13 protein-coding genes and 2 rRNA genes are annotated in these 12503 nt (G+C 71.4%); 10 read left to right on the top strand and 5 right to left on the bottom strand.

Annotation, left to right across the window (positions count from 1 at the left end):
• The 7 genes from AOM07_RS14300 to AOM07_RS14270 form a co-directional block, all read left to right on the top strand.
• Window positions 1–695: ribosomal RNA gene (locus AOM07_RS14300) — 23S ribosomal RNA — on the top strand; the annotation flags it as partial.
• Window positions 696–776: 81 nt separating this feature from the next.
• Window positions 777–893 (top strand): 5S ribosomal RNA (rrf, locus tag AOM07_RS14295).
• Window positions 894–1056: 163 nt separating this feature from the next.
• On the top strand, window positions 1057–2790 hold the full coding sequence (locus tag AOM07_RS14290) for an AfsR/SARP family transcriptional regulator (RefSeq protein ID WP_062315017.1): 1734 nt from the start codon (window positions 1057–1059) through the stop codon (window positions 2788–2790).
• Window positions 2791–2946: 156 nt separating this feature from the next.
• Entirely contained in the window at window positions 2947–3219 is a 273-nt protein-coding gene (locus tag AOM07_RS14285; RefSeq protein WP_062315015.1) for a hypothetical protein, read from the top strand.
• A gap of 49 nt (window positions 3220–3268) precedes the next feature.
• Window positions 3269–3508: a hypothetical protein gene (locus AOM07_RS14280; RefSeq protein WP_062315013.1), complete on the top strand. Its 240-nt coding sequence runs from the start codon at window positions 3269–3271 to the stop codon at window positions 3506–3508.
• A gap of 34 nt (window positions 3509–3542) precedes the next feature.
• On the top strand, window positions 3543–3785 hold the full coding sequence (locus AOM07_RS14275) for a hypothetical protein (protein ID WP_062315011.1): 243 nt from the start codon (window positions 3543–3545) through the stop codon (window positions 3783–3785).
• Between the two features lie 325 nt (window positions 3786–4110).
• Entirely contained in the window at window positions 4111–5166 is a 1056-nt protein-coding gene (locus AOM07_RS14270) for a zinc-binding dehydrogenase (RefSeq protein WP_062315009.1), read from the top strand.
• 64 nt (window positions 5167–5230) lie between these two features.
• On the opposite strand, the gene AOM07_RS14265 is transcribed toward AOM07_RS14270, so the two are convergent.
• The gene (locus AOM07_RS14265; RefSeq protein WP_062315007.1) at window positions 5231–6208 is read right to left on the bottom strand and encodes a dioxygenase family protein; all 978 of its coding nucleotides are present in this window, start codon (window positions 6206–6208) and stop codon (window positions 5231–5233) included.
• Between the two features lie 265 nt (window positions 6209–6473).
• On the opposite strand from AOM07_RS14265, the gene cimA reads away from it, so the two are divergent.
• Together cimA and lplAB are read left to right on the top strand one after the other, a co-directional pair.
• Window positions 6474–8075, top strand: coding sequence for a citramalate synthase (cimA, locus tag AOM07_RS14260; protein WP_062315005.1), 1602 nt, complete (start codon window positions 6474–6476; stop codon window positions 8073–8075).
• Between the two features lie 121 nt (window positions 8076–8196).
• Complete coding sequence (gene lplAB, locus AOM07_RS14255; protein ID WP_062315003.1) at window positions 8197–9249, top strand: lipoate-protein ligase LplAB; 1053 nt, start codon at window positions 8197–8199, stop codon at window positions 9247–9249.
• Window positions 9250–9301: 52 nt separating this feature from the next.
• On the opposite strand, the gene AOM07_RS14250 is transcribed toward lplAB, so the two are convergent.
• The 4 genes from AOM07_RS14250 to ybaK form a co-directional block, all read right to left on the bottom strand.
• A complete protein-coding gene (locus AOM07_RS14250; protein ID WP_062315002.1) occupies window positions 9302–10021 on the bottom strand; it encodes a VIT1/CCC1 transporter family protein in 720 nt (239 codons plus the stop codon).
• Between the two features lie 114 nt (window positions 10022–10135).
• A complete protein-coding gene (locus AOM07_RS14245; RefSeq protein ID WP_062315000.1) occupies window positions 10136–10477 on the bottom strand; it encodes a YciI family protein in 342 nt (113 codons plus the stop codon).
• A 266-nt stretch (window positions 10478–10743) separates the two neighbouring features.
• Window positions 10744–11478: a YggS family pyridoxal phosphate-dependent enzyme gene (locus tag AOM07_RS14240; RefSeq protein ID WP_062314998.1), complete on the bottom strand. Its 735-nt coding sequence runs from the start codon at window positions 11476–11478 to the stop codon at window positions 10744–10746.
• Complete coding sequence (gene ybaK, locus AOM07_RS14235) at window positions 11478–11978, bottom strand: Cys-tRNA(Pro) deacylase (RefSeq protein ID WP_062314996.1); 501 nt, start codon at window positions 11976–11978, stop codon at window positions 11478–11480. The genes AOM07_RS14240 and ybaK overlap by 1 nt, the downstream gene beginning before the upstream one ends.
• Before the next feature lie 78 nt (window positions 11979–12056).
• Between ybaK and rnhA the strand changes: the two genes are divergently transcribed.
• Complete coding sequence (gene rnhA, locus AOM07_RS14230; protein ID WP_439644929.1) at window positions 12057–12503, top strand: ribonuclease HI; 447 nt, start codon at window positions 12057–12059, stop codon at window positions 12501–12503.

Raw genomic sequence — 12503 nt, 5'->3', positions numbered from 1 at the left:
TGATCCGGATCAGGGACAGTGCCTGGTGGGTAGTTTAACTGGGGCGGTTGCCTCCCAAAGAGTAACGGAGGCGCCCAAAGGTTCCCTCAGCCTGGTTGGCAATCAGGTGGCGAGTGCAAGTGTACAAGGGAGCTTGACTGTGAGACTGACAGGTCGAGCAGGGACGAAAGTCGGGACTAGTGACCCGCCGGTGGCATGTGGAAGCGCCGGCGCTCAACGGATAAAAGGTACCCCGGGGATAACAGGCTGATCCTGCCCAAGAGTCCATATCGACGGCATGGTTTGGCACCTCGATGTCGGCTCGTCGCATCCTGGGGCTGGAGTTGGTCCCAAGGGTTGGGCTGTTCGCCCATTAAAGCGGTACGCGAGCTGGGTTTAGAACGTCGTGAGACAGTTCGGTCCCTATCCGCTGCGCGCGCAGGAAACTTGAGAAAGGCTGCCCCTAGTACGAGAGGACCGGGGTGGACCAACCTCTGGTGTGCCAGTTGTTCCGCCAGGAGCACGGCTGGTTGGCTACGTTGGGAAGGGATAACCGCTGAAAGCATCTAAGCGGGAAGCCCGTTTCAAGATGAGGTTTCCACGGACTACGGTCCGGAAGGCCCCCTATAGACCATGGGGTTGATAGGCCGGATGTGGAAGAGAGGACTAACGACTCTTGAAGCTGACCGGTACTAATAGGCCGACAACTTGACTTCACACAAAGATATCCTGCTGAAGCTCGCGTCCACTGTGCGGTTCCCGAACTACGGGCACCGCCCAACATAGTTCCATAAAGTTGCCGCAGCCATAGCGGGAGGGAAACGCCCGGTCCCATTCCGAACCCGGAAGCTAAGCCTCCCAGCGCCGATGGTACTGCACTCGCGAGGGTGTGGGAGAGTAGGACGCCGCGGCACACCTTTTCACAAGAGGCCCCACCATCCGGTGGGGCCTCTTGTCGTTTACCAGGTGATTCACGTCTCGGGTCGCGGGCCCGCGAGCTGCCGTCGCCCCGCTCGACCCCTTTTCGAAACGGACATAGCGGACGTACGCTGGGGCCGTGCATCCCGAGCGAGACCGATGCTGTCGATCCGACTGATCGGTCAGCCCCGACTCCTGCGCGACGGCCTCACCCTGCCGGGCCCGCGCGGTGCGAAGTGCTGGGCGCTGCTGGCCCGCGTCGTCCGCTCGCCGGATCCCGTCTCGCGTCAGCAGCTCGTCAGCGAGCTCTTCTCCGAGGCAGACGACCCCATGGGCGCGCTCCGCTGGGCGCTCGCCGAGCTGCGCCGCCGTCTCGGCATGCCGGAGGCGCTGCTGGGCAATCCGATCGTCGCCGGTCTCGACGACGACACCGAGATCGACGTCGACCTGGTCGCCGCGGGTCACCTGCCTCAGCCCGTGCCCCGGGGTGAGCTCCTCGAGGGCATCGAGGTGCAGGCCTCCCCGGCCTTCGACACGTGGCTGCTCGTCGAGCGGCAGCGTGTCGCCGGCGACGCGATCGGCGCGTTGCGCAAGGAGGCGCTGCGCGCGATGTCGGCTCACGACCACGCGCGCGCTCTCACCCTGGCCTCCGCGATGGTCGACACCTCGCCGCTCGAGGAGGGGCCGCACGTGCTGCTCGTCAAGGCGTTCGTCGCGGCGGGGGACCGCATCTCCGCCCACCGCCACGTCGCGGCGACCGAGGCGGCGTTCATGCGGGAGCTCGGCGAGCCGCCGAGCGCGGCGCTCAGCGCCGCCGCGCGGCCGCCTGTCACCCCCAACACCGCCGGCGTGTCCTCCGTGGCCACCGCTCAGTCCCTGCTGACGGCGGGACGTGCGGCGGTGGGCGCCGGCGCCGCCGGCAGCGGGATCGCGACGTTGCGCGGCGCGGTCGCTGCCGCCGAGGGGGCCGGCGACGGTCTGCTCACCGCGACCTGCCTCTTCGAGCTGGGAAGCGCGCTGGTGCACGCCGCCCGCGGCTACGACGACGAGGGCGCGATCGTGCTCGACGCCGCACGCGAGGCCGCCACGTCGGCGGGGGAGCAGGAGATCGCCGCGAAGGCGCTCGCCGAGCTCGCCTACGTCGACGTGCTCGCCGCCAGGAGGGAGTGCGCGGTCGAAGGGCTGTCCCTCGCCTGGGAGGTCGCCGGACCGTACCCGCGGGTGCGCGCTGCGGTGGCCGCGTACGACGCGGTGCACCTGTCCGACTGGGGCCGCCTCGACGCGTCGCTCGAACGGTTCGACGAGGCCATCGACCTCTGTCGCGAGACCGGAGCGGTGAAGCGCGGCATCTGGGCGATGTCGCACGCCGCGCGCGGCGCCTACCTCGCGGGTTGGCTCGCGGCGGCGGAGCGGTGGGCCAAGGAAGCGCAGCGTCAGGCGCAGAGCGAGGGGTGGACGGCGATCCGACCCTGGCCCGAGGCGTGGCACGCGCACGTGCGCCTCGCCAAGGGCGACTCGCCTGCGGCGGTCCGCGCGGACATCGAGTCCTCCTACGCGCTCGCCCGCCAGCTCGAGGACCCGTGCTGGGAGGGCGTGACGGCGAAGGTGATGGGTCTGACCTTCGTCGCCGAGGGCGATACGGAGGCGGCGATGCCGTGGCTCGAGCACGCGGGTACCGCATGCCGGCGCATCAACGACTCCTACAAGTGGCTCGAGGCCGAGGTCCAGGTGACCGATGCGGAGGTCGCTCTCAAGATCGGCGACGGCGAGCGCGCCCGCGCGCACGCGGAGCTCGCGCTGCAGGTGGCCGCGCGCGGAGACATGCCGATCCTCCTGAACCGGGCGGAGACCGTGCTCGACGCCCTCCGCGGCAAGGTCCCGCAGCCCGCCTGACCAAAACGCGCCAGGGCTCGTACGAGGGGCGATGCTTCTCTGCGTGCCCCCATTTCTGGTGTATTTGCGGAATGTGTGCTGCGTCACACGACCCTTCACACGCGGGGCGAGCACTCTGACATCGACACCGAACGAACCCGAAGAAAGGAGGGTGTCATGTCCATCCAGATCACCGCAGAAGACCTCGGACCCACGCTTGCCGAGGAGGGCACCGCGGCGCACCGCCAGGAGGTGGAGCGCCTCGCCGACGCCGTCCGCGGGTTCGCGCCCGGCGCGGCCGCCGCGCTCTCCGACTGGGCGGGTACCGAGATCTCACGCCTTCGCGCGTGGGCCGTCGCCCGCGCCGCGCTCCTCGAGCGCATCGCCGACGCCCAGGCGGAGGCCGAGGCCGTCGCCGCGGGACGCGGCGCATTCCGCCTCATCGCCTAGTCGGCCACACGCCGCGCACGTCAACCGTTCACCAGGAAGAGGATCAGCAATGTCTGCACACACCGTCCGTCCGTTCGGGGCCGAGGGCGTCGCCGCCCCCGCGCCGAGCGACCTCGTCGGTCGGGTCCGCGACTCCCTGCGAGCCGTGTCCGACCGCTTCGCCGCCGCGAACGCCCGCCGCCGCGAGCGTGCGCGCGTCGATCACCTCGAGTACCGGCCGTCGGTCGACGAGGTGGTCCGGAACCTCGGCGACTCGTTCAACCTGCCGCTGCACGCTCGCCTGCTGTGACCGTGTGCCGGCGCGACATCCAGGGAGAGGGATCATGACCATCGCCGCAGAGCGCCCGTACCGTCAAGGGCTGCTCACCGACCTGCCGCACCTGCACCGCGGGATGGGTGCACGGCGGCCGCACGACGTGGCAGCGGAGGCGCGCAAGCACGCTCGCCGGGAGCACCACCACGAGATGGTCGTGCTCCACGAGCAGGAGCTCCAGCACGACCCGAGGGACTGGCGCGCGCGCCACACGCTCGGCTCGGGCGGCATCAAGCCGTTCATCATCGCCTGAGACGTGGGGGGAGGGGACGGACCTCGCCGGGAGGCGACATCCTGTCCACCCGCACCGCTCGGGCCGCGACGCACGAGGCACGACCTCGCCGGGAGGCGACGTCACGCCCGGCCGTCGCACCACATCTGACGCGGGGACGATGCGACCGCCGGCCGGTCGCATCGTCCCCGCTGTCGCATGCCCCCGGTGGCATTGAGTGACAAATTGCGTTACCGTGCTCGCGTTGCAGCCGCGGCAAAGCCGCCGTGGCACGCATCCGACGCGTTCACAGTCCCCCTGCCGCGCATGCGTCGGCGCGGCGTGTAGCAGTACAGGAGTCCCCCCTATGAAAGCTCTGCGCCTGCATGGCCCCCGCGAGGCCGTCGTCGAGGAGATCGCCGAGCCCACGGTCCGCCCCGGCACCGTGAAGATCAAGGTCGAGCACGCCGGCATCTGCGGCAGCGACCTCGCCCTCTTCGAGCAGTTCATGTTCCCGAACGAGTTCGTCCACCCGCTGTTCGGCTGCTCCGGCCCGCACGTGCTCGGCCACGAGTTCGGCGGCCGCGTCGTCGAGCTCGGCGAGGGCGTCGACGGCCCGGCCGTCGGCACGCTCGTCGCCGTCCGCGCGAACCGCTGGTGCGGCGAGTGCGAGGCCTGCCAGGCCGGCGCCGGCAACCGCTGTGTCGCCTGGGGCTTCACCGGCATCAACGGCGGTGGCGGCGGCTTCAGCTCGCACGTCGTCCTCAACGCGGACCAGGTCTTCGCGTTCCCCGAGGAGCTCGGCTCGCAGGTCGCCGCCATGGTCGAGTCGACCGCGGTCGCGTGGCACGCGACCAAGCGCGTCGGCGACGTCGCCGGCAAGCACGCCCTCGTCGTCGGCGCGGGCCCCGTGGGCCTCGCGGTCGTGATGTCGCTCAAGGCACGGGGTGCCGAGACCATCGTGGTGTCCGAGCCCGGTGAGGCCCGCCGTGCGCTGGCCCAGCAGCTCGGTGCGACCGCGGTCGACCCGCGCGAGACGGACCCCGTCGCGCTCGTCAAGGAGCTCACGGCCGGCGTGGGCGCCGACGTGTCGTTCGACGCCTCCGGCGTGGGCCGCATCACGTTCGAGACCGCCGTCAACGGCCTCCGCACCGGCGGCACCGCCGTCTACGTCGCGGTCGCGCACGGCGAGTTCCCGGTCGACGTCAACGCGTTCGTCATGACGGAGAAGGCCTTCACCGGCTCGTTCGGCTACACCGACGAGGACTACGCCGAGACCATCGAGGCGATGCGCACCGGCGCCATCGACCCGCGTCCGCTCATCAGCTCGGTCATCGACCTCGACGTCATCGTCGAGGACGGCATCGAGCACCTCCTGGGCGAGGGCCGCAACTCCGAGATGAAGATGCTCGTCGCGCCGTAGCGCGACACGCGAAGGGGACGATGCGGCGGTCGCGCGACCGCCGTATCGTCCCCTTTCTCGTGCCTCAGGACGGGGGAGCGCTCGGCGGCTCGCCGCCGTCCCCGCCCGGGCCGCCCTCGGGCCGGTCGCCGCCGGGGGCGCCGCCGCCGGCCATGGTGCCGGCCGTCGGCTCGGTCGTGGTGTCGATCGGCACGGTGAGGGTCGAGGTGTAGCCCGCGTCCACGCTGCCCTTGAAGGCGCCCATCTGGTGGACGCCGCTGTCGTCGCCGAAGACGTTGTCGGACGCGAGCGAGAGCTGCGCGAGGTTCGACGCGGAGCCGTCGTAGTCGGCGAGCTCGTACACCGGGTCGAGCACGTTCTGGGGGAAGGCCATCTGCGAGGTCGCGATCGCCTTGGTCGAGTCCTCGATGTCGTCGACGCTCGGGTAGACCTCGAAGTGGATGTGGGTCCAACGGCCGGCGTAGCAGCCGGGCATCACCGAGGTGAAGGTGACCTCGCCGTTCTCGTCCGTCACCTGGACGCCGCGCAGCCACGTCTCCTCGGTGACGCCGTCGGAGTACATCGAGTACAGCCCGCCGGCGTTGCAGTGCCATGCGTAGACGGCCGCCCCCACCATGGGGACGCCGCCGTTCGCCATATCGAGGACCGTGAAGGTGAAGTCGAGCGGGACGCCGGCGACCGGGTCGCCACCCTCGATCGAGGAGCGGATGTCGCGGCGCACGATGCCGGACTCCTCGAGGACGTCGGGCCCGTTCGAGCCGTCGCCGGGATACGGCCCGGCGGTCTCGTCGGGGATCTCGGTGAGGCCGCTCGCGGAAGCGGTGGACGATGCGGTGGTGCTGCTCCCGCTCGGCGTGCAGGCGGCGAGCACGGCCGCACCCGTGCCGAGGCCGAGCAGGGACATGACGCCGCGACGGCTCACGAGGGTGCCGAGGTCGAACGCGATGCCCTGGTCGACCACCTCCTCCTCGGGTCGGTCGAGCAGGCGTCCCTCGTAGGCGGGGCCCTCGGGCGTCGAGACGGGTTCGGGGATGCGTGCCATGGGATGGGGCCTCTCTGACGGGACGGGGACGGCCCGCGCCGCGGACCTGAGCCCCAGTCTGCTGACGGTTGCTCCAGATTCGCTGGGAGGTTCCCGGCAGGTGCCTGCCGCATCGTCCCCGTTCTGTGCCACAATGGCCCCGATGCGTACCGCGATCATCATTCTGTAGCGCGTCGGGCCGATCCCCGACGCGCAGCCTCCCGCACCCCTGGGAGGCTTTTTTGTTGGGAACGCGGCCCGCGCCGAACTCGAGGAGCTGACGACGATGACGGATCTCACGGTCGAGATCTACGACACGACCCTGCGCGACGGCGCGCAGCAGGAGGGCATGAACCTGTCCGTGGCGGACAAGATGGCGATTGCCCCGCTGCTCGACGAGCTCGGGGTCGGCGTGATCGAGGGCGGCTGGCCGGGCGCGGTGCCCAAGGACACCGAGTTCTTCGGGCTGGTCGCCAAGGAGCTGTCGTTCAGGAACGCGCAGTTCGCGGCCTTCGGCATGACGCGGCGGGCCGGCACCTCCGCCGCCTCCGACCCGCAGGTGCGGGCGCTGCTCGACTGCGAGGCGCCCATCATCACCCTCGTCGCGAAGTCCGACATCCGTCACGCCGAGCGCGCGCTGCGCGTGTCGGGCGACGAGAACCTCGCGATGATCGAGGAGACCGTCGCGTTCCTCGTGGGCGAGGGGCGTCGCGTGGTCCTCGATGCCGAGCACTTCTTCGACGGCTACGCCTTCGACCCCGAGTACGCGGTCAAGGCGCTGCTCGCGGGCGAGGCCGGTGGCGCATCGTCCCTGGTCCTGTGCGACACGAACGGCGGGATGCTGCCGGACGACGTCACCCGGATCGTCACCGAGGTGAGCGCGCGGACCTCGGCCCAGCTGGGCATGCACGCGCACAACGACTCCGGCTGCGCGGTCGCGAACTCGATGGCCGCCGTGGCCGCGGGGGCGACGCACGTCCAGGGCTGCGTCAACGGCTACGGCGAGCGCACCGGCAACGCCGACCTCGTCGCGGTCGCGGCCAACCTCGAGATCAAGCGCGGCGTGCACGCGCTCAAGGGCGACGGCCTGCGCGAGTCGACGCGCATCGCGCACACCATCTCCGAGATCACCAACATCGCGCCGTTCGCGCGCCAGCCGTACGTGGGCGCCTCCGCGTTCGCGCACAAGGCGGGCCTGCACGCGTCCGCGATCAAGGTCGACCCCGACCTCTACCAGCACACCCAGCCCGAGCACGTGGGCAACGACATGCGCATGCTCGTGTCGGAGATGGCCGGGCGCGCGTCGATCGAGCTCAAGGGCAAGGAGCTGGGCTTCGACCTCACCGGTCAGCCCGAGCTGCTCGGCCGGGTCACGGACCGCGTCAAGCACGCCGAGGCGCAGGGCTACACCTTCGACGCGGCGGACGCGTCGTTCGAGCTGCTGCTGCGCTGGGAGCTGGGCGACGCCCCCAAGTACTGGGACACCGAGACGTGGCGCGTGCGCGTCTCGTCCGCGCCCGGGAACCCGCGCGACGCGGACGCCGAGGCGGTCATCAAGCTGCGCGCCGGCGGGGGACAGCGCTTCGTCACGGTCGGCGAGGGCAACGGCCCCGTCAACGCGCTCGACCATGCGCTGCGCACCGCGCTCGCGGGCGCGTACCCGGACATCGAGCGGTTCGACCTCACCGACTTCAAGGTCCGCATCATGGACGCCGCGCACGGCACGGACGCCATCACGCGCGTGCTCATCACCACCGTCGACACCGAGACCGGCGCGCAGTGGCGCACCGTGGGCGTGGGGCCGAACGTGATCGAGGCGTCGTGGGAGGCGCTCACCGACTCGCTGTTCTACGGCCTGCTCAAGGCGGGGGTCACGCCCAACCCCTAGGCCCCCACCACCCGCCGGCCGGGACACTCGGTACTCCTGCACGCGCGCCTCCGTGCCGTGCGGGACGCCCAGTGCTCCGCGGCGTCGCAGGCACCCGTCCGCGCGGGGGAGAATTGACCCCATGCACGGCGAGTACAAGGTTCCTGGCGGCAAGCTCGTGGTCGCGGATGTCGAGCTCGACTCCGCGGCCGAGACGATCGACCGGGTGGTGATCTCGGGCGACTTCTTCCTCGAGCCCGCCGAGGCGATCCTCGACATCACGCGGGCGCTGTCCGGCCTGTCCGCGACGGCGACGGTGTCGCAGATGGCAGCGGCGGTGACGCGCGTGTCCGAGGGGGCGCAGTTCATCGGCTTCACCCCGGAGGCGGTCGCGATCGCGGTGCGGCGCGCGCTCGGCCACGCGACCAGCTGGCACGACCACACGTTCGACGTCATCCACGACGTGCCGCGCGAGCCGTACCTGCAGATGTCGCTCGACGAGGTGCTCTCCGAGGAGGTGGCCGCCGGCCGCCGCGGCCCCACCCTGCGCGTGTGGGAGTGGGCGAGCAACGCGGTCGTCATCGGCTCGTTCCAGTCGTGGCGCAACGAGATCGACGACGAGGGCGTCGCGAAGCACGACATGACGGTGGTGCGGCGCGTGTCCGGCGGGGGCGCGATGTTCATCCAGCCCGGCAACACGATCACGTACTCGCTGCACGTGCCGACGTCGCTGGTCGAGGGGCTGAGCTTCGAGCAGTCGTACGCGTTCCTCGACGACTGGGTCCTCGGCGCGCTGCGCGAGCTGGGCATCGAGGCGACCTACATCCCGATCAACGACATCGCCTCGCCCGCCGGCAAGATCGCGGGCGCCGCGCAGAAGCGCTACGTGTCCGGCGCGGTGCTCCACCACGTCACGATGGCGTACGACATCGACGCGGACGCGATGCTCGAGGTGCTGCGGATCGGCCGCGAGAAGCTGTCCGACAAGGGCACGAAGAGCGCCAACAAGCGCGTCGACCCGCTGCGCAGCCAGACCGGCATGGAGCGGGCCGACGTCATCGCGGCCTTCCTCGACCACTTCCGCTCGCGCTACGCGACGCAGCAGGGCGCGGTGACCGACGGCGAGATCGCCGAGGCCGAGGCGCGCGTCGAGTCGAAGTTCTCGACCGAGGAGTGGCTCAAGCTGGTGCCGTAGCGCGGCGCCGGATCCGCGCCAGCAACGGTGCCGGGCGGTTCAGGGCGGGGCGTCAGACATGCACGCCGAAGAGCGAGCCGATGCCGTAGGTGATCGCCATCGCGAGCGAGCCGCCGGCGACGTTGCGCAGGATCGCGCGCAGGCGCGGCGCGTGGCCCAGGCGCGCGGACACGGTCCCCGAGATCGCCAGCGCGATCACCACGACCGCGAACGTGAGGGGCGCCTTGAGCGCGTGCGGCGCGAGCACCGCGGTGAGCAGCGGGAAGATGCCGCCGAGCGTGAAGGCGCCGAGCGAGGCGAAGGCCGCGTGCCACGGGTTGACGAGCTCCTCGGGGTCGATGCCGAGGTGGGCGCGCGCGTGGGCGGCGAGCGGGTCGTGGGCGGTCTGCTCGATCGCGGCCTGACGCGCGGTCGCCTCGGACATGCCGGTCTCCATGTGCAGGAGGGTGAGCTGCTCGAGCTCCCACTCGGGCCGGTGATCGTGCCACTGGCGTTCGCGCTCGAGCTGCGCCTGCTCGGCGTCGCGCTGGCTGGACACGGACACGTACTCGCCGACCCCCATCGACAGCGCGCCGGCGGCGATGCCGGCCACGGCGGTGGTGAGGATGATGCTGGCGTTGTCAGTGGCCGCGACCACGCCGACGAGCAGCGCCGCGATCGACACGATCCCGTCGTTCGCGCCCAGCACGCCGGCCCGGAGCGCGTTGAGGCGGCCGGAGACGGCTTCCTCGTCCGGGAACGATGCGGTGGGGTGGGTATCCGACTGGGTCACCTTCCAAGCGTAGGAATGTCGTCGCTGGTTCCGCCAGCAAGCGAAACCTTCCCTAACTTTCGCGGGGGCCGGGCGGGACGCCCGCGCGGACGGGCGTCCCGCATCGTCCCGTCGCTAGTCCTCGCGGAGCTCGCGCACCTCGACGGGGAGGCGGAGCGCGCGGCTCGCGCGCTCGGCCCACACGATCGCGTCGCCCATGCTCGACGCGTCGAGGATCCAGAAGCCGCCCTGCTGCTCGGGGCAGTCGAGGTAGGTGCCGGGCGTGGTCTCGGCGCCCTCGTCGTCGGCGGCGACCACGCGGGCCTCCGGCGCCGGAGCGAAGCCGCCCGCGGTCACCCAGGCGCCGTTGTCGCGCATCTCCTCGTTGAGCGTCTCGACCTCCGCCATGATCTGGGGGAGGTCGTCGGGCACCGGGCCGGCCGTGTCGTAGTACATCGCGAGGTGGTAGTGGGGCATGGACCCTCCTTGAGCACGCCCCCCTCGGCGGCACTCTGCCTGGCGTCCCCGCCAGTCTCACACCGCGGACGCCGCCGCGCGAGCCGGACACCCGGCGGTTCGGGACACTCGGTGCTCCGCGGAGCGGTCACAACGCGCTCCACGGGACACCTGGTACCCGAGGGGACCGGCGGACCCGGCGGAGGGAGAGCCGAGCGCGGGAGTCCGCAGCGTCCCGCAGGAGGGTGCTCCTGCTCAGGAGGAGCACTGACTGTCCCGCCGGGCGGTCAGGCGTAGGTGCGCTCGCCCATCACCGCGGTGCCGACGCGCACCATCGTCGCGCCCTCGCCGATCGCCCACTCGAGGTCCTGGGACATCCCCATCGACAGCTCCCACGCGGACCCGAGCCCCACCGAGCCGCGCTCGGAGCGGATGAGCGCCTGGTCGCGGATCTCGCGCAGGCGCGCATAGCCCTCGCGCACCGCGTCCTCGTCGGTGGAGTTCAGCCCGATGGTCATGAAGCCCGTCACCGTGAGCGCGGGCAGCGCCTGCACCGCGGAGGCGATCGCGAGGGCCTCGTCGGGGTGGACGCCCGCCTTGGACGCCTCGCCGGAGACGTTGACCTGGATCATCACGTCGAGCTCGCGCTCGGCCTCGAGGCACAGCCGCGACAGCCGCTCCGCGAGCCGCGCGTGGTCGACCGTCTGGACGCACTCGGCGTACCGCACGGCGGTCGCGGCCTTGTTGCGCTGGAGCTGGCCGATCACGTGCACCCGGGCCCCGGCGGCGGCGAGCGCCTCGCCCTTGGCGTCGAGCTCCTGCATCCGCGACTCGCCCACGAGCGTGCCGCCGGCGCGCACCACCGCGGCCGCCGCATCGGCGTCCCACGTCTTGGTCGCGACGAGCACGCGCACGCCGGACCCGGCGCGTCCGGCGGCGGCCTCGGCGATGTGGACGCGCGCCTTCACCTGCTCGAGGGCGGCGGCGTAGTCCCAGCCGGCGGGGGTGGGGGAGAGGTCCATCAGGAGTCCTTCGCGATCGGGGCCGCGACCGCGCGGGTCACGGCGAGGAGGTCGGCGGGCGCGAGGCCGATGTCGAGGCCGCGCCTGCCTCCCGAGACGTACACGGTGTCCCACAGCTCGACGGTCTCGTCGACGGCGGTGGGGAGCGCCCGGCGCTGGCCGATGGGCGAGATGCCGCCCACGACGTAGCCGGTCGCGCGCTCGGCGTCCGCGGGCGGCGCCATCTCCGCCCTCTTGCCCCCGAGCGCGTGCGCCAGCGCCTTGAGGTCGAGCGTCCCCGACACGGGCACGATGCCCACGGACAGGTGCCCGTCGACGTACGCGCACAGCGTCTTGAACACCTGATCCGCCTCGACGCCCAGCGCCGCGGCCGCCTCGAGCCCGTAGCTGAGGTCGGACGCCGGGTCGTGCTCGTACGGGTGCAGCGTGTGCGGCACGCCCGCCTCGAGGAGGGCGTGGACGGCGGGCGTGGAGCCGCCGGCGGCGTGCTTGCGGGACATGGCTTCATTGTGGACGATGCGGCGGCGCCGAGGCGGTGGCGTGCGCCGGGGCGCCCCGCACCCAGGTACGGTTTCCGGGTGACCGAGACCCTGACGGATGTGCACATGTGGACCGACGGCGCCTGCAAGGGCAACCCCGGGCTGGGAGGCTGGGGCGTCTGGATGAAGGCCGGCGGCCACGAGCGCGAGCTCTTCGGCGGCGAGAAGGTCACCACCAACAACCGCATGGAGCTCACCGCGGTCATCGAGGGGCTCAAGGCCCTCAACCGCCCGTGCAAGGTCACCCTCCACGTCGACTCGCAGTACGTGAAGAACGGCGCCCAGTCCTGGATGAAGGGCTGGAAGCGCAACGGCTGGAAGACCGCGGACAAGAAGCCGGTGAAGAACGTCGAGCTGTGGCAGGCGCTGGACGAGCAGCTCGGCCGCCACGACATCACGTGGGTGTGGGTCAAGGGTCACGCGGGCGACCCCGGCAACGAGAAGGCCGACGAGCTCGCCAACAAGGGCGCCGCCGCGGCCAGATAG

Origin of the sequence: Demequina rhizosphaerae (genome assembly GCF_000971255.1) — a bacterium.
GTDB classification, from domain to species: Bacteria; Actinomycetota; Actinomycetes; order Actinomycetales; family Demequinaceae; genus Demequina; species Demequina rhizosphaerae.
The sequence above is the reverse complement of the archived record's forward strand: the minus strand, read 5'-3'. Positions and strand labels throughout refer to the sequence as shown.

What these genes read in the sequence shown, in the direction of transcription:
- AOM07_RS14265 (WP_062315007.1), bottom strand. Translation starts at nt 6,208, where the DNA reads ATGGCACGCATCCCCGAACCCGTCTCGACGCCCGAGGGCCCCGCCTAC.
- AOM07_RS14240 (WP_062314998.1), bottom strand. Translation starts at nt 11,478, where the DNA reads ATGGACCTCTCCCCCACCCCCGCCGGCTGGGACTACGCCGCCGCCCTC.
- cimA (WP_062315005.1), top strand. Translation starts at nt 6,474, where the DNA reads ATGACGGATCTCACGGTCGAGATCTACGACACGACCCTGCGCGACGGC.
- ybaK (WP_062314996.1), bottom strand. Translation starts at nt 11,978, where the DNA reads ATGTCCCGCAAGCACGCCGCCGGCGGCTCCACGCCCGCCGTCCACGCC.
- AOM07_RS14275 (WP_062315011.1), top strand. Translation starts at nt 3,543, where the DNA reads ATGACCATCGCCGCAGAGCGCCCGTACCGTCAAGGGCTGCTCACCGAC.
- lplAB (WP_062315003.1), top strand. Translation starts at nt 8,197, where the DNA reads ATGCACGGCGAGTACAAGGTTCCTGGCGGCAAGCTCGTGGTCGCGGAT.
- AOM07_RS14245 (WP_062315000.1), bottom strand. Translation starts at nt 10,477, where the DNA reads ATGCCCCACTACCACCTCGCGATGTACTACGACACGGCCGGCCCGGTG.
- AOM07_RS14270 (WP_062315009.1), top strand. Translation starts at nt 4,111, where the DNA reads ATGAAAGCTCTGCGCCTGCATGGCCCCCGCGAGGCCGTCGTCGAGGAG.
- AOM07_RS14285 (WP_062315015.1), top strand. Translation starts at nt 2,947, where the DNA reads ATGTCCATCCAGATCACCGCAGAAGACCTCGGACCCACGCTTGCCGAG.
- AOM07_RS14290 (WP_062315017.1), top strand. Translation starts at nt 1,057, where the DNA reads ATGCTGTCGATCCGACTGATCGGTCAGCCCCGACTCCTGCGCGACGGC.
- AOM07_RS14280 (WP_062315013.1), top strand. Translation starts at nt 3,269, where the DNA reads ATGTCTGCACACACCGTCCGTCCGTTCGGGGCCGAGGGCGTCGCCGCC.